The 25,998-nt window shown below is 68.6% G+C and carries 24 protein-coding genes; 12 read left to right on the top strand and 12 right to left on the bottom strand.

Translation table 11 applies throughout. The annotated features are described in order from the left end of the window. The first annotated feature begins 67 nt into the window (after positions 1 to 67). Genes J2850_RS18520 through J2850_RS18505 form a run of 4 tightly spaced genes read left to right on the top strand, consistent with a single transcriptional unit; the run spans position 68 to position 3,191 of the window. Positions 68 to 466: a DUF892 family protein gene (locus J2850_RS18520; RefSeq protein ID WP_209984648.1), complete on the top strand. Its 399-nt coding sequence runs from the start codon at positions 68 to 70 to the stop codon at positions 464 to 466. Between the two features lie 22 nt (positions 467 to 488). Then, positions 489 to 1,547, top strand: coding sequence for a type III polyketide synthase (locus tag J2850_RS18515; protein ID WP_209984425.1), 1,059 nt, complete (start codon positions 489 to 491; stop codon positions 1,545 to 1,547). A gap of 2 nt (positions 1,548 to 1,549) precedes the next feature. Next, positions 1,550 to 2,146, top strand: coding sequence for an isoprenylcysteine carboxyl methyltransferase family protein (locus J2850_RS18510; protein ID WP_246513200.1), 597 nt, complete (start codon positions 1,550 to 1,552; stop codon positions 2,144 to 2,146). 31 nt (positions 2,147 to 2,177) lie between these two features. Further along, the gene (locus J2850_RS18505) at positions 2,178 to 3,191 is read left to right on the top strand and encodes an SDR family oxidoreductase (RefSeq protein WP_209984423.1); all 1,014 of its coding nucleotides are present in this window, start codon (positions 2,178 to 2,180) and stop codon (positions 3,189 to 3,191) included. A gap of 88 nt (positions 3,192 to 3,279) precedes the next feature. On the opposite strand, the gene nirK is transcribed toward J2850_RS18505, so the two are convergent. The 6 genes from nirK to J2850_RS18475 all read right to left on the bottom strand — a co-directional run bounded on the left by nirK (position 3,280) and on the right by J2850_RS18475 (position 9,717). Next, entirely contained in the window at positions 3,280 to 4,347 is a 1,068-nt protein-coding gene (gene nirK / locus J2850_RS18500) for a copper-containing nitrite reductase (RefSeq protein WP_209984421.1), read from the bottom strand. 126 nt (positions 4,348 to 4,473) lie between these two features. After that, positions 4,474 to 5,013, bottom strand: coding sequence for a molybdopterin adenylyltransferase (gene mog / locus J2850_RS18495; protein ID WP_209984418.1), 540 nt, complete (start codon positions 5,011 to 5,013; stop codon positions 4,474 to 4,476). Between the two features lie 26 nt (positions 5,014 to 5,039). Then, a complete protein-coding gene (locus J2850_RS18490) occupies positions 5,040 to 6,977 on the bottom strand; it encodes a nitric oxide reductase activation protein NorD (protein ID WP_209984415.1) in 1,938 nt (645 codons plus the stop codon). A gap of 34 nt (positions 6,978 to 7,011) precedes the next feature. Beyond that, positions 7,012 to 7,818: a CbbQ/NirQ/NorQ/GpvN family protein gene (locus tag J2850_RS18485; RefSeq protein WP_209984410.1), complete on the bottom strand. Its 807-nt coding sequence runs from the start codon at positions 7,816 to 7,818 to the stop codon at positions 7,012 to 7,014. An 83-nt stretch (positions 7,819 to 7,901) separates the two neighbouring features. Further along, the gene (locus tag J2850_RS18480; protein ID WP_209984407.1) at positions 7,902 to 9,251 is read right to left on the bottom strand and encodes a cbb3-type cytochrome c oxidase subunit I; all 1,350 of its coding nucleotides are present in this window, start codon (positions 9,249 to 9,251) and stop codon (positions 7,902 to 7,904) included. A 13-nt stretch (positions 9,252 to 9,264) separates the two neighbouring features. Continuing rightward, positions 9,265 to 9,717, bottom strand: coding sequence for a c-type cytochrome (locus J2850_RS18475; RefSeq protein ID WP_209984404.1), 453 nt, complete (start codon positions 9,715 to 9,717; stop codon positions 9,265 to 9,267). A gap of 238 nt (positions 9,718 to 9,955) precedes the next feature. Between J2850_RS18475 and J2850_RS18470 the strand changes: the two genes are divergently transcribed. The 3 genes from J2850_RS18470 to J2850_RS18460 are packed head-to-tail and all read left to right on the top strand — an operon-like array spanning position 9,956 to position 11,018. Beyond that, the gene (locus J2850_RS18470; protein ID WP_209984401.1) at positions 9,956 to 10,549 is read left to right on the top strand and encodes a cytochrome c oxidase subunit 3; all 594 of its coding nucleotides are present in this window, start codon (positions 9,956 to 9,958) and stop codon (positions 10,547 to 10,549) included. A gap of 11 nt (positions 10,550 to 10,560) precedes the next feature. Beyond that, entirely contained in the window at positions 10,561 to 10,866 is a 306-nt protein-coding gene (locus tag J2850_RS18465; protein WP_209984398.1) for a cytochrome C oxidase subunit IV family protein, read from the top strand. Beyond that, positions 10,863 to 11,018 carry a hypothetical protein gene (locus J2850_RS18460; RefSeq protein WP_209984395.1) on the top strand — a complete coding sequence of 52 codons (156 nt, stop codon included), beginning with the start codon at positions 10,863 to 10,865 and terminating at the stop codon, positions 11,016 to 11,018. Before J2850_RS18465 ends, J2850_RS18460 begins: the two co-directional genes overlap by 4 nt. A 24-nt stretch (positions 11,019 to 11,042) precedes the next feature. Here the strand turns inward: J2850_RS18460 and J2850_RS18455 are convergent, their stop codons facing one another. Beyond that, complete coding sequence (locus J2850_RS18455; RefSeq protein ID WP_209984392.1) at positions 11,043 to 11,516, bottom strand: YchJ family protein; 474 nt, start codon at positions 11,514 to 11,516, stop codon at positions 11,043 to 11,045. A gap of 384 nt (positions 11,517 to 11,900) precedes the next feature. On the opposite strand from J2850_RS18455, the gene J2850_RS32335 reads away from it, so the two are divergent. Further along, a complete protein-coding gene (locus tag J2850_RS32335) occupies positions 11,901 to 13,949 on the top strand; it encodes a protein-L-isoaspartate(D-aspartate) O-methyltransferase (RefSeq protein WP_209984389.1) in 2,049 nt (682 codons plus the stop codon). On the opposite strand, the gene J2850_RS18445 is transcribed toward J2850_RS32335, so the two are convergent. The 5 genes from J2850_RS18445 to J2850_RS18425 form a co-directional block, all read right to left on the bottom strand. After that, positions 13,931 to 15,175 (bottom strand): acyltransferase family protein, encoded by a 1,245-nt coding sequence (locus tag J2850_RS18445; RefSeq protein ID WP_307354434.1) that lies wholly within the window; start codon positions 15,173 to 15,175, stop codon positions 13,931 to 13,933. The genes J2850_RS32335 and J2850_RS18445 overlap by 19 nt on opposite strands. Positions 15,176 to 15,510: 335 nt before the next feature. Beyond that, on the bottom strand, positions 15,511 to 16,986 hold the full coding sequence (locus J2850_RS18440) for a sodium:proton antiporter (RefSeq protein WP_246513199.1): 1,476 nt from the start codon (positions 16,984 to 16,986) through the stop codon (positions 15,511 to 15,513). A 145-nt stretch (positions 16,987 to 17,131) separates the two neighbouring features. Then, positions 17,132 to 17,509: a DUF1850 domain-containing protein gene (locus J2850_RS18435; protein WP_209984382.1), complete on the bottom strand. Its 378-nt coding sequence runs from the start codon at positions 17,507 to 17,509 to the stop codon at positions 17,132 to 17,134. Between the two features lies 1 nt (position 17,510). Further along, the gene (locus J2850_RS18430) at positions 17,511 to 19,604 is read right to left on the bottom strand and encodes a TRAP transporter permease (protein ID WP_209984379.1); all 2,094 of its coding nucleotides are present in this window, start codon (positions 19,602 to 19,604) and stop codon (positions 17,511 to 17,513) included. A gap of 25 nt (positions 19,605 to 19,629) precedes the next feature. After that, on the bottom strand, positions 19,630 to 20,577 hold the full coding sequence (locus J2850_RS18425) for a TAXI family TRAP transporter solute-binding subunit (protein WP_209984375.1): 948 nt from the start codon (positions 20,575 to 20,577) through the stop codon (positions 19,630 to 19,632). 373 nt (positions 20,578 to 20,950) lie between these two features. On the opposite strand from J2850_RS18425, the gene J2850_RS18420 reads away from it, so the two are divergent. The 4 genes from J2850_RS18420 (at position 20,951) to J2850_RS18405 (ending at position 25,996) form a co-directional block, all read left to right on the top strand. After that, positions 20,951 to 21,451, top strand: coding sequence for a (2Fe-2S)-binding protein (locus J2850_RS18420; RefSeq protein WP_209984372.1), 501 nt, complete (start codon positions 20,951 to 20,953; stop codon positions 21,449 to 21,451). Between the two features lie 68 nt (positions 21,452 to 21,519). Beyond that, a complete protein-coding gene (locus tag J2850_RS18415; RefSeq protein ID WP_209984371.1) occupies positions 21,520 to 23,910 on the top strand; it encodes a xanthine dehydrogenase family protein molybdopterin-binding subunit in 2,391 nt (796 codons plus the stop codon). 27 nt (positions 23,911 to 23,937) lie between these two features. Further along, positions 23,938 to 24,729: an FAD binding domain-containing protein gene (locus J2850_RS18410; RefSeq protein WP_209984368.1), complete on the top strand. Its 792-nt coding sequence runs from the start codon at positions 23,938 to 23,940 to the stop codon at positions 24,727 to 24,729. Positions 24,730 to 25,057: 328 nt separating this feature from the next. After that, complete coding sequence (locus J2850_RS18405) at positions 25,058 to 25,996, top strand: AAA family ATPase (RefSeq protein WP_209984365.1); 939 nt, start codon at positions 25,058 to 25,060, stop codon at positions 25,994 to 25,996. Positions 25,997 to 25,998: the final 2 nt, after the last annotated feature.

Below are 25,998 nucleotides of genomic sequence, written 5' to 3'. Positions count from 1 at the left end.
CCGAACCGGCGGTGTCCCCGGACGATGGAGATCCTCCCATGCCGACCTCCAGTGACCCTCCGATCGACTGGGCGCGCGCTGCCCGCTCCCGGGAAAGCCAGGCTGTGGGGATGCTGAACGGCAGGCCGAGCGCATCAGGAACGATCCGGATCTGCCTGCCAAGGCGCAGGCGCAAGCCAAACGGCTGGAACGATGCCGGAAGCAGCTTGGGAGCGGCCCCTCTTCGCTCAACACCGGAATCGCCATGCTGGTCGGCAACGCACGGTCGCTGCTTGGCGCCCCGGCGGGCGGCGGGATCGTGAAAGCGCCGGTGTTCAACTACGCTTTCGAGCATTTCGAGATCGCAAGCCATCGCTGCCTGATCGCCGCAGCGAAGCCACCGGAGCCGAACGTTGAGCATCCGGACGGTAACACGCCACCGCGAACGCCAAGTGCTACAGTCCAAGTGCCACAGTCATGGCCGTAAAGGTCTGGCAGGAGAGGTCGGAATGAAGCCTGCGCCGAGGCTGCTGTCGGTCGCCACCGCCCTCCCGCCCCACCGTTTCGACCAGGAGGAAACCCTGGCCGTCGCGAGATCGGTGTTCGCGCATCGGTTGCGCGACTTCGAGCGGTTGGCCCCGGTCTTCGCCAACACCGGCATCCGGACGCGGCACGCCGCCTGCCCCATCGACTGGTATCTCGAACCTCATGGCTGGGGCGAGCGCGCGGCCGTTTTCGAGAGGGTTGCGCTGGACTTGCTGGAGGACGCCGCGTCCAAGGCGCTGGCCCTCGCCGGACTGCGGCCGGCGGACGTCGACGCCATCGTCTGCGCCACCACAACCGGCATCGCCACGCCGAGCCTCGAGGCGCTGCTGCTCGACCGCATGGGGTTCCGCCCGGACACCGTCCGGCTGCCGGTGTTCGGCCTCGGCTGCGCCGGCGGGGCGCTCGGGCTGTCCAGGGCGGCCGACCTGGCGCGGGCCATGCCGGGCCGCATGGTGCTTTTCCTGGTCGTGGAACTCTGCACCCTGTCCCACCGTCCCGAGGCGGCGACCCCAACCAACGTGGTGGCGAGCGCGCTGTTCGCCGACGGCGCCGCCGCAGCCCTGCTCCGCCTGCCGTCGGACGGCGGCGTCCCCGGCGGGCCGCGCGTCCTCGACGGCGCGGAGCACACCTGGCCGGGCACGCGGCGGATCATGGGATGGCGGATCGAGGAGGAGGGCTTCGGCGTCGTCTTCAGCCAGGACATCCCTCGCCTGATCCGCGAACGCCTGGTTCCGGTGGTGGATGACTTCCTCGACCGGCGCGGCATGGCCCGATCCGGCCTTGCCGGCCTGGTCTGCCATCCCGGCGGCGCCAAGGTGCTGCAGGCGATGGAGGAGGTGCTGGCGCCCGCCACCGCCGGCATGGAGGACTCCTGGACCGTTCTCCGCCACTGCGGCAACATGTCGGCAGCCAGCGTGATGTTCGTGCTGGAGCGGCGGCTGCAGGCGGAGGCGTCCGGCCCGCACCTGATGCTGGCGCTCGGTCCCGGTTTCACCGCCGCCCTGACCCTTCTGGATCTCTGACGATGGACTGGCTCGCGATGATCGACGGTTCCGGCTGGGGACTTGGCTGGCCCCGGATCATCCTGCTCGCCGTCGCGCTCCAGCGGCTGCTGGAACTGGTGCTGGCGCGACGCAACACCGCCCGCCTGCTGACGCAAGGCGCGCGGGAGGCCGGTGCCGGGCATTATCCGCTGTTCGTCGTCCTGCATGCCGGCTGGCTGGCGGCGCTGTTCGTCGCCACGCCCGCCGATGCGCCGGCGAACGGCTGGCTGCTCGCGCTCTTCGCCATGCTCCAGGCCGGGCGGGTCTGGGTCATCGCGACGCTCGGCCGCTACTGGACGACCCGCATCATCACGCTGGACGGTGCGCCGCTGGTCCGGCGCGGGCCGTTCCGGCTGGTCAGGCACCCCAACTATCTGGTGGTGGCGGGCGAGCTGGTGGTGTTGCCGCTGGTTTTCGGCACTGTCTGGATCGCCGTGGCGGCCACGCTCCTCAACCTGCCCCTCACCCTCCATCGCATCCGGGTGGAGGAGGAGGCGCTGCGCGGCCGTGACGGAACCCCCGCCGCCGGAGGTCGTTGGACAGCATGGAACGGCCGCGGTTGTCCGCCGACGGCCTGACCCCACGGTCACCGCCAACAGGACACCGACCATGCTCCCTTCCAACGGTTCCCTGCCGTCTCCCGTCGTCTGCATCACCGGCGCGTCCGCCGGCGTCGGACGCGCCACCGCCCTCGCCTTCGCCGCCTACCGGCGGGCGTCGATCGGGCTGGTCGCCCGTTCCGCCGAGGCGCTGGAGGAGGTCAGGCGTGAGGTGGAGCGGCTGGGCGGCCGCGCCATGGTGCTGCCCCTGGACGTCGCCGACCCGGACGCGCTGGAGAATGCCGCGGGTCGCCTGGAGGACGCCTTCGGTCCCATCGACATCTGGATCAACTCGGCGATGGTCACCGTCTTCGGCCCGGTGCAGGACCTGACGGCCGACGAGTTGAAGCGGGTGACGGAGGTGACCTATCTCGGTTCGGCTTACGGCATCCAGGCCGCCCTGCGGCGGATGCGCCCGCGCAACCGCGGCACCATCCTCCAGGTCGGATCGGCGCTGGCCTACCGCTCCATCCCGCTGCAGTCAGCCTATTGCGGGGCCAAGCACGCGATCCAGGGCTTCATCGACAGCCTGCGATCCGAACTCCTGCATGACGGCAGCGACGTGCGGCTGACGACGGTGCAGCTTCCGGCCGTCAACACGCCCCAGTTCGATTGGGCGCGCAGCCACATGCCGCGCCGCGCCCAGCCGATGGGCAGGATCTTCCAGCCGGAGGACATCGCCCGCGCCATCCTCCACGCCGCCGAACATCCCCGGCGGGAATACTGGCTCGGCGGCACGGCGATCCAGGCGATCCTCGGCAACAGCCTGGCGCCCGGGCTGGTCGACCGTTATCTGGCGGACACGGCGGTCGAGGGCCAGGAAACGGGGGAACCGGAAACCCCCGGCCGTCCCGACAATCTCTACCACCCCGTCGAGGGGCTGCACCGCACCCGCGGCCGCTTCGGGTTGCCGCACAACGACCTTCGCCTCACGCCGAGCGAACGCACGGCCCGCAGCATGGCGATCGCGACCGGGCTGATCCTGGCCGGCGGCGTCGGCTATGCCCTGGCACGTGGCCGCTGAGGACATCGCCGTGGTTCCGACGTCTTACGGATAGACAGTCGAAGGACTGCCTGAGACGGCAGCCCTTCCCTGTTTGCGCAGCGGCGGTTCAGTGCTTCATTTCCCCCAGTTGCTTGCGGGAGTCGCCGGACTTGTCGAGGATGATGCCGTCGTCCGCCTTGCCTTCCACCTCCAGGATGCCGATCAGGCCCTTGGTCGCACGGCTCAGCGCATGGTCGACCAGGGCGTACTTGCCGGGGTAATCGACCTTGAACTCCACCATCGTGGCGCCGCCCGGCGCGACGGAGACGGTCTGGACCCCATGGAGGGGCTGGGACTCCAGGCCGCCGAGAGTGTAGACCTTGTCGAAGATCTCGCCGATCACGTGGAACGAGGAGGTCAGGTTCGGGCCGCCCACGCCGAAGAACAGGCGAACCGTCTCGCCGACCTTCGCCTTCAGCGGCTTGTCCTTGGTGAGCGCGCCCACGGTGCCGTTGAAGACCAGGTAGCTCGGCTTCTCGTTGACCAGCCCGTCGTAATCGTCCTCGGCATTGGTCAGGTTCTTGGCCTTGGTCGCGTATATCTCCTGCTGCATCACGTAGAATTCATGGTCGACCGGCGGAAGGCCCGCCTCCGGCTCCACCACGATCAGGCCGTACATGCCCTTGGAGATGTGGTGGGCGACCATCGGGGTGGCGCAGTGATAGACGAACACCCCCGGCGTCAGCGCCTTGAAGGAGAACGACTTCGTCTGTCCCGGCTCCACCTGTGTGATCTGGCCGCCGCCGAGATACCCTGTTGCCGCGTGGAAATCCACGGAGTGGTTCATCGTCGAGTCCGGCGCGTTGCTGATCGCCACGTCGACGCTGTCGCCGACGCGCACGCGGACCATCGGTCCCGGCACGGTGTTGTTGAAGGTCCAGTAGGTGTAGGTGGTGCCGTCGTCGAGCGTGGATTCGACCTCCGTCGTGTTCAGCACGACCTTGTGGGTCATCGGCGCGCGCTTGCCGGCCTTCTCCGGTGCGGGGACCGCGGCCGGATCCTGAACGACGCTGACGGTTGGTTCCTTGACCTTGGGATTGGCGTAGAGGGTGTCGGCTGCTGGTGCGGCGGCGATGCCGGACAGCATAAGCAGGGCTGCGGTGCCGGCGGTGAAAAGGATGGCTTTGCACTTCATGGCGTTCTCTCACATTGTCGTTTCTTATGAGAGAATGATGCCCTGACTGTTCTTCCATCCTCTTGACCGCCGTCAACCAGGGCGAGAATTTTTACATCACTACGCCATTATTATTTTGTGGTTATTCTATGAATTCGGCCGGAATGCTTTGCACACTGCCGGATCGGTGTCGATGCGACCGGCGCCTATCAGGTCAAGGCAATAGGGGATCGCGGGGAACACCGCGTCGAGGCAGTCGTGGATGGCCGACGGCTTGCCGGGCAGGTTGACGATCAGGCTTTGCCCGCGGATTCCCGCGGTCTGGCGCGACAGGATGGCGGTCGGCACCACCCGCAGGCTGACGGAGCGCATCAACTCGCCGAAGCCGGGCATCATCTTCTCGCAGACCCGCTCGGTCGCCTCCGGCGTGACGTCGCGCGGCGCCGGTCCGGTGCCGCCGGTGGTGACCACCAGGCCGCAGCCGGCGGTGTCGCACAGCTCGACCAGGGTGGCGGCGATCAGGTCGAGCTCGTCCGGGATCACCCGGGCCTCGGCCACCCAGGGCGAGGCGATGATGCGCGACAGCTCCTCGCGGATGGCCGGGCCGCCCTTGTCCTCGTAGATGCCGCGGCTGGCACGGTCGGAAATGGTGAGGATGCCGATCTTCACGGGTGGGGCATCTGTCATGCCGAAGCTCCTAATCAGGCCGAGAGTCAGGCGGTGCAGGCCACCTGGCGGTAGAGCGCCGGCAACGCCTTGGTCAGGTGGGAAACCTGGGGAAAAATGGCGTAGCCGCCGCGCCCGAAAAGATATGGCACATAGTCGCGGGCCTGGGCATCCACGGTGATGGCGAAGACGGCCAGACCAGCGCGCCTTGCTTCGCGGATCGCCTGCCGGGTGTCCTCAATGCCGTAGCGGCCCTCGTAATGGTCGGTGTCGTTGGGCTTTCCGTCGGTCAGCAGGACCAGCAGCCGGTGCCGGTTCGGCCGCTCGGCGAGCTGTGCGGCGGCATGGCGGATGGCGGCGCCCATGCGGGTATACCAGCCAGGCTGGAGGGCAGCGATCCGGCGGGTGACGTCGGTGCCCAGCGCCTCGTCGAAGCGCTTCAGCGTCTGCACCCGCACCCAGTCCCGGCGCCTGGAGGTGAAGGCATAGAGCGCATGGTCGTCGCCGCAGGCGGTCAGGCCATGGGTCAGGGCGAGCAGCGCCTCCTTCTCCACATCCAGCACCCGGCGCCCGTCGATCCAGCCGTCGGTGGACAGCGAGCCGTCCACCAGCACCGCCACCGCGAGGTCGCGGGCGGCGCTGCGCGCCTGCTGGTGCACCCGGTCGCTCGCGGTGCCTCCCGCCCGCAGGTCCGCCCTGCTGCGCACCAGCGCCGCGAGGTCGAGGTCGTCGCCATCGGGTTGCCCGGTGAACAGCATGCGGCGCGGCCGCAGCGCCTCGAACTGCCGGCGGACCTGCCGGATCCGCCGCAGCGCCGCCTCGTCGGGTTGCCAGGGCGCCTGCCGCCCGTCGTCGATCGGCGCGGTCTCGGCGATTACCCGGCAATGGCCGGGCAGATGGGCTTGGCGGCGGTGGTCCCACTCCGGATAGGTCAGGGGGGCGGACAGGGGCGTGGCGTCGACCGATGGCGACGACAGGTCGAGGTCGAGCTTCAGGGTGGTCGCGGCCTTGCGCCGGTGGGCACCGACGGCGATCTCGTCCAGGTCGTCGGCGGCCTTGCGGGCGTTCTCGGCATCGTCGTCGTCGACGGCGCGGGGAATGTTCAGCGCCTCGGCGAGGCTCAGCATCTTTTCGAAGCGGTTGAGGATCAGCGGGTCGTCGCGCTGGATCTGGTCGGTCCGCTGCCGGGTGGCGGCGCGGCGGCGGCGATCGCCCTCGGCGGCCTGGCCACCCTCGCCGGGGCTGTCGTCGGCCGGGGTCGCGGCATCGCGCGACGACTGCGCGGCCGTGCCCCACAGCGGCACCGGCAGCAGCCGGGCATAGCCGACAGGGGCGGTAAAGCCGGCCAGGGGAATGTCGGGGGCGAGCAGGCGCCGCGCTTCGCCATCGGCCGATGCGGCACCCAGCAGGACCAGGGCCGCGCGTTCCACCGCCGCCTCGACCGGCGGCAGCCGGCGCCGTGGCCGGATCGCCGCGACGGCAAGGGCGAGCTCCCGGTGCTGACGGGCAAGGCCCGGCCAGCGCGCCAGCACGCGCATCGTGGTCGCGGCGGCGCTGCGCAACTCCTGCACGTCCCGCCGAAGCGGATCGGCCTGATCCTGGTCCGCAGGCGTTTCCGCGTCGGCATGGGCCAGGAAGGCGGCCAGCCACTCGTAGAGCCGTTCGTTCAGCAGCGGGTCGGGGAAGAGGCCGATCGCGTCGGGCAGGCGCAGCACGTCCCCGTCCAGCGCCGCCCGCTCCACCCGCTCCGTTCCCAGCCCGATGCGATCGAGCAGGGGCAGCCGGTGGTCGGATCGCCCGGCGGTACCGGCGGCTAGCCGCACCCCGCGGTCGCCGCCGAGCGCCCGGAAGAACACCGCCAGCCTCGGGCGCACCGCGTCCAGCGTCACCGCCGCGTCGGAGTGATGGGGATAGCTCGACCGGCCGCCGATCAGGCGATGCCACAAGCGGCCGACGGCCTCTTCGGGTTCGAACAGCTCCAGCATGGGGTCAAGCCCTTCCCTTCTCCTTGGACGGGCTTCAGCCCAGCGTGATCTCGGCCACGCGCAGCAGGCCGGCGCGGATGTCGGGATCGTCGGTCAGCGGCTCGATCAACGCGGCGCGGATGGCGCGCTCGGGTTTCATGCCGGACCGGATCAGGGTGGCGCAGTAGATCAGCAGGCGGGTCGACACCCCCTCCTCCAGATCCTGCCCCTTCAGCGCGCGCAGGGCGTTGGCGAGCCGCACCAGCGGGACGACGCGCGCCTCCGGCAGGCCGCTCTCGCCGGCGACGATCGGAATTTCCTGATCGGCCTTCGGGAAGTCGAACTCCACGGCGAGGAAGCGCTGGCGGGTGCTGGGCTTCAGCGCCTTCAGGACATTCTGGTAGCCGGGGTTGTAGGAGACGACCAGCATGAAATCCTGCGGCGCCTCCAGCGTCTCCCCGGTGCGGTCGAGCGGCAGGATGCGGCGGTCGTCGGTCAGCGGGTGCAGCACGACGGTGACGTCCTTGCGCGCCTCCACCACCTCGTCGAGGTAGCAGATGGCACCCTCGCGCACCGCGCGCGTCAGCGGGCCGTCCGCCCACACGGTGTCGCCGCCCTTCAGGAGGTAACGGCCGGTCAGGTCGGCGGCGGTCAAGTCGTCATGGCACGACACGGTGTAGAGCGGCCGGCCGAGCCTCGCCGCCATGTGCGCGACGAAGCGGGTCTTGCCGCAGCCGGTCGGTCCCTTCAGCAGCAGCGGCAGCCGGTGCCGGAAGGCGTGCTCGAACAGCGCGCACTCGTCGGCGACCGGCTGGTAGTACGGCAGGGAGGAGGGTGGGATCGGCATCGCACTGTCTGGCATCGTGGGGGAACTCCGGAAGAGGACGGTCCCCGCCGCCCGTCGGATGCTTGGCATCCGGCGGGCGGCGGGGACCGGGATGGGCGTCACTCGGCCGGCTGGTAGCTGGTCGGGATCGAGGCCGGCCGCTCTTCGCGCGCCGGGCCGAAGATGGCGTAGAGGTAGAGCAGCACGCCCGCCGCCACGGCGACGCCGGCGCCGAGCCGCATCCAGTAGAACAGCGCGATCTGCGCCTGGACCTCCATGTAGTCCATGCCCATGACGCGCTGCAGATGGGTCTGCACCACGCCGGCGACGGTCAGCGCGAAGGTCATGAAGGCCATGCCGCCGCTCATCAGCCAGAAGCTCCACATGTTGAGGATCTGGTTGTAGGGCTGCCGGCCGCGCAGGTAGGGCATGGCGTAGGTGATGATGGCGAGGTTGATCATGACGTAGGCGCCGTAGAAGGCGAGGTGCCCGTGGGCCGCCGTCACCTGGGTGCCGTGGGTGTAGTAGTTGATTGGGGCCAGCGTGTGCAGGAAGCCCCACAGGCCGGCGCCGAAGAAGGCGAAGACCGCGCAGCCCAGCGACCACAGCATCGCCGCCTTGTTCGGGTGCCGCCGGCCGCTCTTCCACACCATCATGAAGGCGAAGACGACCATGGTGAAGAAGGGGGCGACTTCCAGCGTGGAGAACAGTGAGCCGATCCACTGCCAGTAGCCGGGCGTGCCGATCCAGTAATAGTGGTGGCCGGTGCCGAGGATGCCGCTGAACAGCGCCAGCCCGACGATGGCGTACAGCCACTTCTCCACCACCTCGCGGTCGACGCCGGTCATCTTGATCATCAGGAAGGCGAGGATGGAGGCCAGCACCAGTTCCCACACGCCCTCGACCCACAGGTGGACGACGTACCACCAGTACATCTTGTCCAGCGACAGGTTGGCCGGGTTGTAGAAGGAGAACAGGAAGAAGACCGCGATGCCCCACATGCCCACCAGCAGGATGTTGGTGATGACCGTGCGGCGGCCCTTCAGCACCGTCAGCGTGACGTTGTAGAGGAACATCAGCGCGACGACCACGATGGCGGCCTTGATCCAGGTCGGCTGCTCCAGGAACTCCCGCCCCTCATGGATGCGGAAAAGGTAGCCGACGACGGCGGCCAGCGCCCCGAAGACGAACAGGCCGAGCTGGACCAGCGCCAGCTTCGGGCTGTGCAGTTCGGTCTCCGCCTCCTCCGGGATCAGGTAGTAGGCGGCGCCGAAGAATCCGATCAGCAGCCAGACGATCAGCGCGTTGGTGTGGATCATCCGCAGGATGTTGAAGGGCAGCAGTTCGGACAGGGTGTTGGGCAGCACATAGACGACGCCGGCCAGCAGCCCGACCAGGATCTGCACCCCGAACAGCCCCATGGCCGCCGCGAAGTAATAGAGGGCGACTTTTTGCGATTCGTACTTCATGATCGAAATCTCCTCAGCCCGACAGCTTGGGCGGCCAGTTCTGGGTGTTGATCCGGCTGGTCCATTCCAGGAAGGCGGCGAGGTCCTCGACCTCCTGGTCGGTCAGGTGGAATTGCGGCATCTGGCGGCGGCCCTCGATGCCGGACGGCTGCGCCGCCATCCAGGCCTTCAGCGCCGTCACCGCGCCCTCGGGATCCTTGTCGCCGCCATAGCGCAGCCAGACATTGCCGAGCTCCGGGGCGAAATAGGCGCCCTCGCCCAGCAGCGTGTGGCAGTTGATGCAGGCGTTCCTTTCCCACACATGCTTGCCGCGGGCGACGGCGTCGGTCAGCGACTTGGTGTCGGTGCTGCTGTTGTTGATGTAATTGTGGCTCAGCGCCGTCAGCGCGATGAATGTCGCGAAGAAGAACAGCGATCCGCCATAGAAGATGTTGCGCGCGGCCGCCTTGGTGAAGCGTTCGGTCATCGCCGGGGATTCCTGAAAGCACGAAGGTGGTTCGGAAGGCATCGGGGGCGCGAGGCCGCGGGCGCCGGCCGGCGGCCATTGCTGGCGAACCGATGGCCTGGAGCCGGGCGTCGCGGCGTCGTCCGCCACGGGTCGGGCGAATAATTGAGCGCGGCGGGAGGTCATTCCTTGACCGCGGTCAAGCAGCGGCGGCACCCCCCGCCCTACCCTGCCGCTCAGGAAAGGGAAAGGAACGGAGATGGCGATCACCGACATGGAGACCACCGGCATACGGGAGCGCACGGACGGCCCACCCGCCGCCCTGCCCGGCAACCTGATGATCTGGATCCTGATCGTCAGCGAGCTTGCCGCGTTCGGCGCGGCTTTCCTGGGCTTCTCGGTGGCCCGCGCGTTCGACCCGGCGGGGTTCGCCGCCGGCCAGGCCGGCCTCGACGGAACGCTGGGGGCGGTCAACACGATGGTGCTGGTGACCAGCGGCTATCTTGCGGCCCGTGCGGTGGCCGCCGGACGGCGCGGCGCGCCGTCGCAGGCGCGTCTGGCGTTGGCGGCGGCGGCCCTGCTGGCGGCGGTGTTCCTGGCGGTCAAGGCGGTCGAATACGCCCACCTGATCGGCGCCGGCCTGACCATCGACAGCGGCGGCTTCCACACGCTCTATTTCCTGCTGACCGGCTTCCACGCCCTGCACGTGGCGGCGGGGATGGTGATCCTGCCGCTGGTCGGTTTCTCCGGGCGCGAGACGCTGGTGGACAACCTGGAGACGGGGGCCGCCTTCTGGCACATGGTCGATCTCGTCTGGGTGCTGCTCTATCCGCTCGTCTACCTGATCCGATAAGGAGTACGGACATGAGGTTCGACCGGCTCACCCTGTCCTGGTTCCTGCTGCTCGGGTTGTCCGCCGTCACGCTGCTGTTCGCCCGTCACGGCGCGGCGGCCGGCGCGGGCGGCGCCACGGGCATTACCGGCGCCGCGCTGCTTCTGGCGCTGGCGGTGGCGAAGGGACGGGAAATCCTGCTGCACTATCTGGAACTGGCGGGCTCGCCCGCCTGGGCGCGGGCGTTCACCGGCGCGCTGGCGGCCCTGGCCGGCGCCATCCTGCTGGTCTATGCCGCCGGCCAGGCCGGTTGGATCGGGCCGGGAGGCACGCCATGACCGACGCGAAGCTCGGGCTGGTCCTGGCCGCCCTGGCGGTGGCGGGCGTCGCCGTGGCGCTGCACCGGCAGGGGGCGCTCGGCCGCGGCGGCCTGGCGACGGCGCTGATGGCCACCGCCGCCGTCTTCGCCGCGATGTTCTTCACGCAGTAGCGGTGCTACCAGCGGCCCGGGTCATCAGCGCCCGCAGCAGGCCTTGTGCTTGCGTCCCGACCCACAGGGGCACGGATCGTTGCGGCCGACCTTGACGACCCGGCGTGGCGCCTCCTTGGGATTGAGCACGCCGTCGACATAGAACCACACCCCGTTCTCCCGGCGGAAATTCGCCCGTTCGTGGAGCGGAAGTTCCTCGCCGTCGCGGACGAACTGCAGCAGGTACTCGACGGTGCCGCTGTCACCGTCCTCCGCTGCCCGGATGACGTTCAGGCCCTTCCACTCGCACTCCCGGGCCACCTGCTCCGCTTCAGACCGGCGGAAGCCATCCTGCTTTTCCGGGGCGAGCGTCCGCTCGATATGGTCGATGTCGCCTCGCACGAAGGCGGTGTAGCGTGACCGCATCAGCGCCTCGGCCGTTGCGGCCGGCGCCCCGGCCAGGATGGGGCCGCAGCAGTCGTCATACGCGCGGCCGGAGCCGCAGGGGCAGGCAGTCATCAAATCGAAATCCCTGTTGAAGGAAGCCGTCGCTGAAAGATGCGGCTGGCGCGGCGGACCGTAAACCGCGGCACCATGCGGCGGCAAAGCCTAATGCCGCATGGACGGCCGGTCGTCCCCCGACAGCTTGACCGCGGTCAAGGGACCCTGCCTCCGGAGATGCCAATGTACAGGCACGATCGATCTCCCGATTGCATCGTTGTCTGCTGATGACGTTACCCGTTTTGCCTTGATGCGCCCGGCTGCCCTCCGCATGCCGGGCGCTTTTTTCTTCCAGCCTTCCGGTCCGCCCGAGGTCTTGTATCGCCGTCGCTTGTACGGCACGGAACGCGGTTCGTCCCGTCCCTGTTGGTCAATTTTGTGTCCTGCCCCGGGGAGACGGCCGTGGCCAACGTCAACCAGCTCCGCCAGCGCATGGTCGATACGCAGATCGCGCGCCGCGGCATCCGCAGCGACGCCGTACTCAAGGCGATGCGGGCGGTCCCCCGCGACCGGTTCGTCCGGTCGGACATGGCGGAATTCGCCTATGACGATGCCCCGCTGCCGATCGGCGAGGAGCAGACCATCTCCCAGCCCAGCATCGTCGCCACCATGATCGAGGCGGCAGAGGTGACGCCCGGCAACCGCGTGCTGGAGGTCGGTGCCGGGTCCGGCTATGCGGCGGCCGTGCTGGCGCACATCGTCGCCGCTTCCGGCGGTAGGGAAAGCGGCTCGGACGCCGGCCATGTCTTCGCCGTCGAGCGTCATGCCACCCTCGCCCAGTCGGCCCAGCGCCGCCTGCAGGAACTCGGCTATGGCAATGTGACCGTGCGCACCGGCGACGGCACCGAAGGCTGGCCGGACCAAGCTCCCTTCGACGCCATCCTGGTCTCCGCCGGCGGGCCGGACGTGCCACGCGCCCTGATGGAGCAGCTTGCGATCGGCGGGCGCCTGGTGATGCCCGTCGGGGCGAGGCGCGACCAGACACTGGTGAAGCTGGTCCGGCGCGGCGACGACGATTTCGACCGGGAGGAGCGGGAGCGCGTCTCCTTCGTCCCGTTGATCGGCGCGCAGGGCTGGACGGAGGGCGACGGAGACGCGGCCGGCGGAGGTCCTGGCCAAGCCTCCGTCCGACCGGGCGGGGGCGCGACGCCCGCCGTGCCTCAGATGATCGCCGATGCCGCCGAACCGCTGCCCGACCCCGGCGATCCGGGGTTCGGCGCGCTGTTCGACCGCTGGGGCGATCGCCGCGTTGTCCTGCTCGGCGAAGCGAGCCACGGCACCTCGGAGTTCCATCGCGCCCGGGCCGCCATCACCCGCCGGCTGGTCGAGGAGCATGGATTCACCATTGTCGCCGCCGAGGCCGATTGGCCAGACGCCGCGGCCGTCGACCGCTATGTCCGCCATCGGGACGGCGGACGGCCGGAGGAACCTCCCTTCCGGCGCTTTCCGGACTGGATGTGGCGGAACACCGAGGTCGCGGACTTCCTGGATTGGCTGCACGCCCGCAACCGCGGGCTCGCGCCGGAACGGCAGGCCGGCTTCTATGGGCTGGACATCTACAACATGAGCGGTTCCATCGCCGCGGTGCTGAACTACCTGAACCAGATCGACCCGGAGGCTGCCGCGACGGCGCGCGAACGGTATGGCTGCCTGACCCCCTGGCAGCGCGATCCGGCCACCTACGGGCGGGCCGCACTGACCGGCGGCTTCCGCCGCTGCGAGGCGGCGGTGATCGAGCAGTGCCGGGCGCTGCTGGCGAAGCGGCTGGACTATGCCTCCGGCGACGGCGACCGATTCCTCGATGCCCTCCAGAGTGCCCGTCTCGTCACCTCGGCCGAGCGCTACTACCGCATCATGTATTACGGCGGCGCGGAGAGTTGGAATCTGCGGGACAGCCATATGTTCGAAACGCTGGAAAACCTGCTGGAGGCCAGGGGGCCGCAGGTGAAGGCCGTGGTGTGGGCGCACAATTCGCACATCGGGGATGCCCGTCAGACCGACATGGGCATCACCCGCGGCGAACTGAACATCGGCCAGCTCTGCCGCGAGCGCTTCGGCGATGCGGCCGCCCTGATCGGCTTCGGCACCCACGGCGGCACCGTCGCCGCCGCAAGCGACTGGGACGGCGAGATGGAGGTGAAGGCGGTGCGGCCGTCGCGCGACGACAGCTACGAGCGCCTGTGCCACGACACCGGCATTTCCCGCTTCCTGCTCGACCTCCGGGCGGAGCGGAACGAGGCGGTCCGGCGCGCCCTTTCGACGCCGCGGCTGGAGCGTTTCATCGGCGTGATCTACCGCCCGGAAACCGAGTTGCTGAGCCATTACTCGGAGGCCAGCCTGCCGGGACAGTTCGACGCCTATGTCTGGTTCGATCGGACCACTGCGGTGACGCCGCTGGGGCCGGGGCATGCCCGCAGCGGCGTACCGGACACCTACCCGTTCGGCGTCTGAGCGGCCCTTTGCACGGCGCTCTGCATCCTGGCGCCTCCCGGCGAAAGCCGGGCGAAGGACAGGCCGTCGCGCAGATAGCGGCGGCCTGCCAGCTCGATGCGGCGGTAGGCGGGGCCGGCAACCAGCAGGCAGACCGCCACCATCGCCAGCAGCAGAGCCACTGACCAACCGCCGGGGAGCGCCTTGCGGTCATGGATGCCCGGACCCAGCATCAGCAGCCGCGTGGTGGCGTATTCGACGAAGCCATGCAGAAGATAGAGCGAATAGGAGACGTCGCCCAGCCAGACGAGCGGGCGGATGTTCAGCATCCGCGCCGTCCGCCCGCGATTGGCGACCGCTGCCAGGATCAGCAGGGCGAACAGCGGCACCGCCAGCAGGTCAGGTCCGTTCAGGTGCAGCAGCAGCAGGATCGCCAGCGCCAACCCGGCGGCCGTCGCGTCGCGCGACAGCAGGGACGTGGCGAGGCCGCAGCGGTAGGCGCTGTACAGCAGCGTTCCCAGCAGGAACTCCGGCAGGCAGCGCAGCAGCGTCTGCGGCCCGTCCCACTGGTTGAGGTTGTCCTGGGTCAGCCATGCCAAACCACCCAGCGCGGCGAAGGCGGCGAGTGCCAGAGTGGCCTGGACGCGGCCGCTCGCCCGCCAGACCAGCGGCAGGGCGATGGGAAAGACCAGATAGGCCATGAATTCCAGGCTGATGGACCAGGCCGGATAATTCCAGCTCAGCATGCTCGCATACAGGCCCTGGACCATGAGCAGGTTGGCGACCAGCGCACCGACCGACTCTGCCCCCTGCAACGGGATCGGCTGGAAGGTGCCGGTCGCGGCATACTCCACCGTGCGAAAGGCGAGCGCCGTCGCCACGAACAGCAGCAGCACCGCGAGATGCAGGGGATAGAGGCGGGCGATGCGCGCCTTGAGGAAGTTCCAGTAGGTCCCCCGGAAACGGGTGCCTTGGGCCGGCCGGCTGAACGCATCGTGATAGACGTGGGTCAGCACGAAACCGCTCAGCATGAAGAACAGGTCGACTGCCAGGTATCCCTTCTGCAGCAGATGCGTGTAGCGCTCGGGGTGGATGTTGGGAAAATACTGGAAGGCGTAATGGTACAGCACCACCCATAACGCCGCGATGCCCCTCAGCGGGGTGAGGGAATGGAGGTGGCCAGGTGGTGACGGGGCGTTCGCAGTTCTGGCGTGGTTTGCGGCATTCCTGTTGAGACCCGTCGGCACCGATCTTTCCTCCAAACCTTTTGCCCTTCCGTCCGTCGAAACCGGCGGCGGACAGGCGTCGTCGCAGGAATAACGGTCCAGCCCACGATCGGTTGCGGGTGGCGGCCCTATTTGCAGGAGACAAAAATGGCCTCGTGCGCGGCGGCGACAGCCCATGGCTATCGCTATCGCGGCTCCGGGAATCATCGGGATGTCGGCTGTGAGGAAAGCGATAACCTGCAGATCGCGGTGTGCCTGATGGAGACGACATGCTCCACCGGCTCCCGAAGCCCGCGGCATCGCCAGCCCAAGGCATCGCTCCACAAGGGTGGCGGGGGGCGTCCCCGCCCTCCCACTTACAGGAAGAAGACGACCGTGGTCAGGGCGAGCAGCGGCACCAGGATGCCGCAGGACCAGGCCATGTAACCGAAGAAGCTGGGCATGGCGACGCCGCGCTCCTCGGCGATCGCCTTGACCATGAAGTTGGGCGCGTTGCCGATGTAGCTGTTGGCGCCCATGAAGACGGCACCGGCCGAGATCGCAGTCAGCGTCAGCGACAGGTCGGTCATCAGCGTGTGGGCGTCGCCGCCGGCGGTGTTGAAGAAGATCAGGTAGGTGGGGGCGTTGTCCAGGAAGCTCGACAGGATGCCCGCCGCCCAGAAATAGGCGGCGGGGTTCGGTTTGCCGCCGTCGTTCACCGCGGCGATGATGGCGCCCAGCGCCCCGTCAGTCCCCGCCCGCAGGATGGCGATGGCCGGGATGATCGTCAGGAAGATGGCGGCGAACAGCTTCGCCACCTCCAGGATCGGTCCCCAACTGAAACCGTTCAGGCGGCGGCTCTGTGCGCTGGTCAGCGCCAGCGACAGTCCGGTGATGCCCAGCAGCAGCAGGTTCGACACGATGGTCTCCAGCGGGACCGTCACGTGGTACAGCGTGACGGCGCTTCCGGGATGCCAGACGCCGCTCAGCAGCACCGCGCCGACGATCGCCAGCAGCAGCAGCAGGTTCACCGAGCCCTCGATGCGGATCGGCTCGCGCTCGTGGACGCCTTCGATCAGCGGGTGCTTGCCGGGGTCGCGGGTGTGCAGGAAGACGTCCAGTGCGAAATAGATCACCAGAAGCAGGACCGACAGGAAGGCCATCGGCGGCAGCAGATGAACCGTCGGCCAGAAGAAGTCGATGCCCTTCAGGAAGCCCAGGAACAACGGCGGATCGCCCAGCGGAGTCAGCGATCCCCCGACGTTCGACACCAGGAAGATGAAGAACACCACGGTGTGGACCTTGTCGCGGCGGTATTCGTTGGCGCGCAGCAGCGGCCGGATCAGCAGCATCGAGGCGCCGGTGGTGCCCATCAGGCTTGCGAGCACCGTGCCCAGCGCCAGCCCCACCGTGTTGGCCAGCGGCGTTCCCACCAGCGATCCCGTCAGGCGGACGCCGCCGGCCACGGTGAACAGCGCGGTGAGCAGCACGATGAAGGGGACATATTCCAGCAGGAGGGTGTGGAGCAGTTCGAAGGCCGCCAGGTCGGCACCGAAGACCGACGCGAAGGGCACCAGGAACGCCAATGCCCAGAAGGCGGAAATCTTGCCGAAATGATGGTGCCAGACCATCGGCGCCAGCAGCGGGAACAGGGCGATCGACAGCAGGACGCCGGCAAAGGGCAGCACCCAGAGGGCGCCCATCAGCCGGCCGTCCAGGTGCGGCACGCCGCCCTGGGCGACTTCGGCCGCCACCTCCGCGGCCAGGGCGCCGCCCGCGCCCAGCAGGACACCGCCGCCGGCAAGCGTCGCCGCGAGAATGGCCGGGAACGGGGACGGACGGCGGCGGGGCATCGGGAAATTGATCATCGGTCCGGACGGCAGGCTGACGGAAGGAACGGGAGTATGCGGACTGGCGCAGCCTAAGCCAAGCCGGAAGGGTCGTTGATCACACGAACTTTCGTAGGCGGCAGCCCGCCCCTCTCCCTGCCCGCCCCCCTCACCGGCAGGCCCGCATCGTCACGGGATGGTCGGCCATTCCGGTCCAGGCCGACAATGGCCGGCAGTCGGCACCCGCGCACAGCCGGTGCTCCCCGGTGAAGCCGGAGGCCGCGAGCGTGACGGCATCCTGCGGCGGCAGGTCCGGCACCCAGGACAGCCAGCCGTCGGCCGTCAGCCGGGCGCCGGGGCCGGGCTCCATGCCGGCCCCGGTGCCGCGGATGCGGGCCTCCAGCGGCCGCAGCCGTCCGTCCTCGACCGTCCAGCGCTCGCGCCATTCGGTCTTCTCGATGGAGTGGGTCCAGGACAGGGTGAAGTCCGTCCCCGGCACCGCCGCCAGCAGCGCGCCGCCGAGGGCGAACAGGCACAGGCCGCTCACCTCACAGCGCGGCGGCGGCGGTCGGCGCGTTCCGGCGGCGGTGCTGCCACAGCAGGAACAGGCCGGTCATGACGAAGGCGACCTCGTCGGAGATCGGCAGCGCCACCACGAACAGGAAGGCGGTTGCCGCCGCATAGAGCCGGGCCGCCAGCGGCAGGGGCGTCCAGAAAAAGCCGATGGTCGCGGCTCCCCAGAGGGCGATGGCGATGCAGGCCTTGAAGAAGATGTAGGCCACGGCCAGCCAGTCGCCGGTCTGCAGCACCAGCGCCGGGTCGTAGACCGCCATGAACGGCACGACGTAGCCGGCCATCGCCACCCGCGTCGCGATCCAGCCGATCTCCATGTGGTCGGCCTTGCAGATCGACGAGGCGGCGAGCGCCGCCAGCGCCACCGGCGGGGTGAGGTCGGCCATGATGCCGAAATAGAAGACGAACATGTGGCTGACGATCAGCGGCACGCCCATGGTCAGCAGGGCCGGGGCGGCGATCGAGGCGGTGATGATGTAGTTCGCCGTCGTCGGCAGACCGGTCCCCAGCACGATGCAGGCGATCATCGTCAGCACCAGCGCCGCCAGCAGGTTGCCGCCCGACCAGTCGACGATGGTCGAGGCGAAGCTGGAGGCGAGCCCGGTCAGCGTCATCATGCCGATCAGCACGCCGACCAGGGCGCAGGCGACGCCGACGCCCACCGCATTCTTGGCGCCGTCGGCGATGCTGTTCACCACCAGCGCCAGCGTCTCGCGGCCGCCCCTGAACAGCAGGCAGGGGATGACCAGCAGGACCACCATGGTGAAGGCCAGATGCTCGGTCCGGAAGCCCAGCTTCCATAGTCCGGCGGCGACCAGCCCGACCGCGACCCAGAAGGCGACGCGCAGGGCCATCGGGCCGAGGGTCCCGACGATGGTGGTGCCGAGGATCAGCGCCGCCGTCGCCGCGATGCCGATCACCCCGGCGAACAATGGCGTGAAGCCGGAGAACAGCAGGTAGACCAGCGCCGCCAGCGGCAGGATCAGGTACCAGCCCTCGACCACCGCGCGCAGCGCGCTCGGGCACTGGTCCTTGGGCAGGCCGACGAGGTTGCGCATCCCCGCCTCCAGATGGACCATCCAGAAGGCGCTGCCGAAATAGAGGATCGCCGGGATGGCGGCGGCCATCGCCACCTCGCTGTAGGGCACGCCGATGGTCTCGGCCATGATGAAGGCCGCGGCTCCCATCACCGGCGGCATGAGCTGGCCGCCCATGCTGGCGGTGGCCTCGACCGCGCCGGCGAAGGCCGGGCGGTAGCCGAAGCGCATCATCAGCGGGATGGTGAACTGGCCGGTGGTCAGCACGTTGGCGACGCCCGACCCGTTGATGGTGCCCATCAGGCCGGACGAGATCACCGCCACCTTGGCCGGCCCGCCCTTGGCATGGCCGACGAGGCCGAGCGACACGTCGTTGAACAGCTTGATCATGCCGGCGCGTTCCAGGAAGGCGCCGAACAGGATGAACAGGAAGATGTAGCTGGCCGACACGAAGGTCGGCGTGCCGTAGATCCCCTCGGTCGACAGGTAGAGGTTGTCGATCACCTGGTCGACGTCGTACCCGCGATGCCCCAGCCCGAAGGGCAGATAGCGGCCGAACAGGGCATAGGGGATGAAGACGCCGCACATGATCGGCAGCGCCAGCCCCATGATGCGCCGCGCCGCCTCGAACACCAGCGCGACGGCGACGGTGCCGACGACGAGGTCGGTGGTGCTGGGATCGCCCGCCCGCTGGATCAGGTCGACCTCGAACACGTAGTGGTACAGCCCGACCGCGAAAGCTGTCAGGCCGAGGATCCAGTCGTACCACGGCACCCGCTTGCGTTCTGCGGTCTGCCGGAAGCCGAACAACGTGAAAGTCATCAGCAGCAGGAAGCCGACATGGACCGCCCGGACCACCATGGTCGACACCGGGTTGAAGGCGGCGGTCCAGATCTGGAAGGCGGAAAAGGCGACGGCGATCACGAACACCGCCCGGCCGTCGAAGCCTTCGAAGGCGGCGACAGTGGCGGGATTCTCGCGGTCGATGGCCTGGCGGATCTCGGCATCCGCCTCGTTCTTTTTTGCTCTCACTGCGGCTTCTCCGCCCGTCTGTCGATCACATCAGGCCCTTTTCCTTGTAGTACTTGATCGCGCCGGGATGCAGCGGCACCGGCGACTGGGTGGCGGTCTTGTCGAGCTTGATCTGCTTGGCAGCGACATGGGCGGCGGCCAGCGCGTCGAGATTCTCGAACAGCGTTTTGGTCATGGCGTAGGCGGCGTCGTCCGAAACGCCGGAATGGCTGACCAGCAGGTTGCGTACGGCCGCGGTCGGCACCGCCTCGGCCTGGCCCGGATAGGTGCCGGCGGGGATCGTCTCGGCGATGTAGGCGGCGTCGCCGACCTTCTGCACGAGATCGGCCGGGATGCTGACCACCGTCACCTCCTGCGAGGCGGACAGGTCCTTGATCGCCGCCACGCCCAGCCCGGCGGAGATCAGCGTCGCGTCGAGCTGGCGGTTCTTGATCAGGTCGACCGATTCGCCGAAGGGCAGGTATTCGGTCTTGGCGAAGTCCTTGTAGGTCAGTCCGGCGGCGCCGAAGATGGCGCGGGCGTTCAGTTCCGTCCCCGACTTCGGCGCGCCGACCGACACCCGCTTGCCTTTCAGGTCGGCCAGCGTCTTGATGCCGGAGTCCTTGCTGGCGACCACCTGGATGTAGTTGGGGTAGATGGCGGCGATGGTGCGCAGCTTCTCGAGCTTCTGCTTGAAGCCGACCTCCTCGTTGCCCTTCCAGGCGTCGCTCAGCGAATCGCCCAGCGTGAAGCCGATCTCGCCCCGCCCGGCCTGGAGCAGGTTCAGGTTCTCCACCGACGCCTTGGTCGCCTGCGCCGTCACCTTCGCCCCCGGCAGCGCCTTGCCGTATACGTTGGAGAGTGCGACGCCCAGCGGGTAGTAGACGCCGCTGGTGCCGCCGGTCAGCACCGTGATGAAGGTCTCCGCCTTGGCCGGCAGGGTGGCCAGACCCAGCCCGACGGCCGTGCACAGGACCAGGGCATGACGTTTCATCGTTTGGCGATTCATTGCTGGCTCTCCCCATCATCATTGCCGCGTTCGGGCGGTTGCCCGGCGGCGTTGTTCGTATGGCGGCGTCAAAGGCCCAAGGTGCGCGGGCTGCCGCAACCGACTGTAACGCGCCACAAAATTGCGCGCCAGTACGTACAATCCGATATGATGACCGTTGAGATACCATTCTTTCGGCCAAGGAATGCAGGAGCTCCTTGACCTCGGCGGGCGAAGGCCCCCTATCCTTGTGGCACAAGACCGCCGACCGAAGCGGACACCATCCGGCCCCTGCTCCCGGCGCGTCGACGACAGTGAAAAGTCCCAACTGCACGCCAAGCGACTGCAAGCCAGACTTAAGCCAGCGGGAGGTAATTCGATGTCCTGTACCGTTTCGATGACCGTCAACGGCAAGACGGTCTCGCGCGAGGTGGAGGAGCGCACGCTGCTCGTCACATTCCTGCGGGAACATCTTGGTTTGACCGGTACCCATGTCGGCTGCGACACCAGCCAGTGCGGCGCCTGCGTGGTCCATGTCGACGGACGGTCGGTGAAGTCCTGCACCGCGCTGGCCGTCCAGGCCGACGGCGCCGAGGTGACGACGATCGAGGGGCTGGCGGCGGCCGACGGCACGCTGCACCCGATGCAGGCAGCCTTCCGCGAGCACCACGGGCTGCAGTGCGGCTTCTGCACGCCGGGCATGGTGATGAGCGCGGTAGACCTGGTCCGCGAGAATCCGAACCCGACCGAAGCCGAGATCCGCGAGGGGCTGGAGGGCAACATCTGCCGCTGCACCGGCTACCACAACATCGTCAAGGCGGTGAAGGCGGGTGCCGAGGCGATGAGCGCGGCGCAGCCGGCGGCGGTCGCGGCCGAATAACGCCGCGCTGCCTCGAAGAAGAACAGGCATTCCCTCATCGTCTGCGTTCCTGTGGGAGGAAACACGAGATGGCGAACCCCAACGGCATCGGCGCGTCCGTGCGCCGGCGCGAGGACCAGCGCTTCCTGACCGGCCGCGGCAACTACACCGACGACTTCAAGCGCCTGAACATGACCCATGCGGTCCATGTGCGCTCCCCCTACGCCCATGCCCGCATCCTGGGGATCGACGCGTCGGGCGCGCTGGCGATGCCCGGCGTGGTCGCCGTCCTCACCGGGGCCGACATGGAGGCCGACAAGGTCGGCAGCCTGCCCTGCGGCTGGCAGATCCATTCCAAGGACGGCTCGCCGATGAAGGAGCCGCCGCACTATCCGCTGGCGCGCGACCGCGTGCGCTATGTCGGCGACGCGGTGGCGGTGGTCATCGCCGAGACCCGCGAGCAGGCCCGCGACGCCGCCGAGGCGGTGGTGGTCGATTACGAGGAGCTGCCGGCGGCGGCCACCTCCACCCGCGCCATCGACGGTTCGGCGCCGCTGGTGCACGACGATGCGCCGGGCAACGTCTGCTACGATTGGCACCTCGGCGACAAGGCGGCGGTGGACGCGGCCTTCGCGCAGGCCACCCATGTGGCGACCATCGACCTGGTCAACCAGCGCCTCGTCCCGAACGCCATGGAGCCGCGAGCGGCCCTCGGCGAGTACGACCCGTCGAACGGCGAATACACGCTGACCACCACCAGCCAGAACCCGCACGTCACCCGCCTGCTGATGGGCGCCTTCGTGCTGGGCATCCCGGAGCACAAGCTGCGGGTGGTGGCCCCCGACGTCGGCGGCGGCTTCGGCTCCAAGATCTTCCATTACGGCGAGGAGGCGGTGGTCACCTGGGCGGCGCGCAAGGTCGGGCGGCCGGTGAAATGGACCGCCGACCGCAGCGAGAGCTTCCTGACCGACGCCCACGGCCGCGACCATGTCAGCCACGCCGAGATGGCGATGGACGCCGACGGCAACTTCCTGGCGCTGCGCGTCTCGACGCTGGCCAACCTCGGCGCCTACCTGTCGACCTTCGCGCCGTCGATCCCGACCTACCTCTACGCCACGCTGCTGGCCGGCCAGTACAAGACCCCGGCGATCTATGCCGAGGTCAAGGCGGTCTTCACCCATACCGCCCCGGTCGACGCCTACCGCGGCGCCGGCCGGCCGGAGGCCTGCTACCTGATCGAGCGGCTGGTCGACGTCGCCGCCGGCGTCGTCGGGCTCGACAAGACCGAGATCCGCCGCCGCAACTTCGTTCCCGCCGAGGCGATGCCCTACCAGACGCCGGTGGCCCTGCAGTACGACACCGGCGACTTCGCCAAGAACCTCGACATCGCGCTGCCGCTGGTCGACTACGACGGCTTCCGGCAGCGCCGCGCCGACTCCCGCGCCCGCGGCAAGCTGCGCGGCATCGGCTTCGCCACCTACATCGAGGCCTGCGGCATCGCGCCGAGCAACGTCGCCGGCGCGCTCGGCGCCCGCGCCGGCCTCTACGAATGCGCGGAGGTCCGGTTCCACCCGACCGGGTCGGTGACGGTCTTCACCGGCGCCCACAGCCATGGCCAGGGGCATGAGACCACCTTCGCCCAGATCGTCGCCGAGCGCTTCGGCATCCCGATCGAGAATGTCGAGATCGTCCACGGCGACACCAACAAGATCCCCTTCGGCATGGGCACCTACGGCTCGCGCTCGCTCGCCGTCGGCGGGTCGGCGCTGGTGAAGGCGATGGACAAGGTGGAGCGCAAGGCCAAGAAGATCGCCGCCCACATGCTGGAGGCGGCCGAAACCGACATCGAGGTCAAGGACGGCCGCTTCACCGTCGCCGGCACCGACAAGAGCCTGGGCATCGGCGACATCGCGCTGCAGGCCTACGTCCCCCACAATTTCCCGCTCGACGAGCTGGAACCGGGGCTGGACGAGCAGGCCTTCTACGACCCCAAGAACTTCACCTATCCCAACGGCTGCCATGTCTGCGAGGTGGAGATCGACCCCGACACCGGGGTCACCACCATCGTCAACTTCGCCGCGGTGGACGATTTCGGCCGGGTCATCAACCCGCTGATCGTCGAGGGCCAGGTGCATGGCGGTCTGGTGCAGGGCATCGGCCAGGCGCTGTTCGAGAACTGCGTCTACGACGAGGAGTCGGGCCAGCTCGTCACCGGCTCCTACATGGACTACTGCATGCCGCGGGCCGACGACGTGCCCTCATTCACCGTGCGCTACCACGAGGACCAGCCCTGCACCCACAACCCGCTGGGCGTGAAGGGCTGCGGCGAGGCCGGGACAATCGGTGCGGCCGCCGCGGTGATCAATGCGGTGGTCGACGCGCTGTCCGACTACGGCGTCACCCACATGGACATGCCGGCGACCCCGGAGAAGGTCTGGCGCGTCATCCGCGAGGCGACGCCGGCCATGGCGGCGGAATAAGGCGGCGGACCAAGAAGGAGGCAGAACATGTACGCGTTCACGTACCAACGGCCCAAATCCCTGGCCGATGCGGCCGCCGCCATCCAGGCGGAGGAGGCCAAGCTGCTCGGCGGCGGCCAGACCCTGCTGCCGACGCTGAAGCAGCGGCTGGCCCAGCCCTCGGACCTGATCGACCTCGGCGGCATCGCGGAGCTGAAGGGGATCCGCGAGGCGGACGGCGGGCTGGAGATCGGCGCCTTTGCCCGCCACGCCGAAGTCGCCCATTCCGATCTGGTGAAGCGGGTGATCCCGGCGCTGGCCAGCCTGGCCGAGGGCATCGGCGACCGCCAGGTCCGCAACATGGGCACGCTCGGCGGCTCCATCGCCAACGCGGATCCGTCGGCCGACTATCCGTCGGCGGTGGTGGCGCTGAAGGCGGCGGTGACCACCGACCGCCGGACCATCGCCGGCGACGACTTCTTCACCGGCATGTTCGAGACGGCTCTGGAGCCGGGCGAGATCATCAAGTCGGTGCGCTTCGCCCGTCCGGACAAGGCGGCCTACGCCAAGTTCCGCAACCCGGCCAGCCGCTATGCCATCGTCGGCGTCTTCGTCGCGAGGTTCGGCGGCGAGGTGCGGGTGGCGGTGACCGGCGCCGCCGGCTCGGTCTTCCGCGCCGAGGCGTTCGAGAGCGCGCTCGCCGCCGACTTCCGCGCCGACGCGCTGAACGGCCTGTCGGTGGAGGCCGACGGGTTGAACGCGGATATCCACGCCAGCGCCGAGTACCGCGCGCATCTCGTCACCGTAATGGCCAAACGTGCCGTTGCCGCTGCCGGGTGATAAGGTTGCCCGACGTGATCTCCCTCCCCCATCCCGCCACCTGGTGCCCATATTTCGACGTTGCGTAACTCACTGGATGAAGGGTTGTCCCGGCCACCTTTCCGAAGGTGCCTAGGCAGTGAAATTGCCCCCTCCTAACCTCTCCCGCAAAGCGGGGGAGGTTAGGAGGGGGAGTTCGCCGAAGCCAGGGCAATTTGGCTGCACGGAGATGACCCTGTGTGGAGCCGGCAAGGAAATCCTCCCATTCCGGTGACTTATCGATGTCTTGCTGTGTGCCTCAGGTCACGCCGCTGGGGGAGGCGTGTCTCATCCACCCTCAAGGTACTTGATGACCATTCCCCTCCCCGCCTCCGTCGATGAAGCGCTGGCGCTTCTCACCCGCGGCAATTACGTCGCGGACCGCTCGCTGGCGACCGCGCTGTTCCTGGCGCTGAAGCTCAAGCGCCCCCTGTTCCTGGAAGGCGAGGCTGGGGTCGGCAAGACCGAAATCGCCAAGGTCCTGTCGGAGACTCTCGGCCGCAGGCTGCTGCGGCTGCAATGCTATGAGGGGCTGGACGCCTCCTCCGCCGTTTATGAGTGGAACTATGCCCGCCAGATGATGGAAATCCGGCTGGTGGAAGCGACCGGAAGTCGGGAGGGCGGCGGGCAGGACCGCGACACGCTGGCCGCCGACCTGTTTTCCGAACGCTTCCTGGTCAAGCGCCCGCTGCTGCAGGCGCTGGAGCCCGACCCTGCCGGGCCGCCGGTGCTGCTGATCGACGAGCTCGACCGTACCGACGAGCCCTTCGAAGCCTACCTGCTGGAGATCCTGTCCGACTACCAGGTTTCCATCCCCGAATTCGGCACCGTCCATGCACCGGAACCGCCGGTCGTCATCCTCACCTCCAACCGCACGCGCGAGATCCACGACGCCCTGAAACGGCGCTGCTTCTACCATTGGGTCGACTATCCCTCGGCGGCGCGGGAGCGCGAGATCGTCGCGGTCAAGGCGCCGCAGGCCGATGCCCGACTGGCCGCCCAGGTGGTGGGCTTCGTGCAGAGCCTGCGCGGCATGGACCTCTACAAGGCGCCCGGCGTCGCCGAGACGCTGGACTGGGCGCAGGCGCTGGTCGAACTGGACCAGCTCGAACTGGAGCCGTCAGTCATCAACGACACGCTGGGCACGCTGCTGAAGTACCAGGACGACATCGCCCGCATCCAGGGCAGCGAGGCGGCGCGCATCCTGACCCAGGTCAAGACCGAACTGGCCGCCACCACGGCGCGGTGACC

The organism is Azospirillum picis, from assembly GCF_017876115.1.
In the GTDB taxonomy this organism is placed as follows: domain Bacteria; phylum Pseudomonadota; class Alphaproteobacteria; order Azospirillales; family Azospirillaceae; genus Azospirillum; species Azospirillum picis.
The sequence above is the reverse complement of the archived record's forward strand: the minus strand, read 5'-3'. Positions and strand labels throughout refer to the sequence as shown.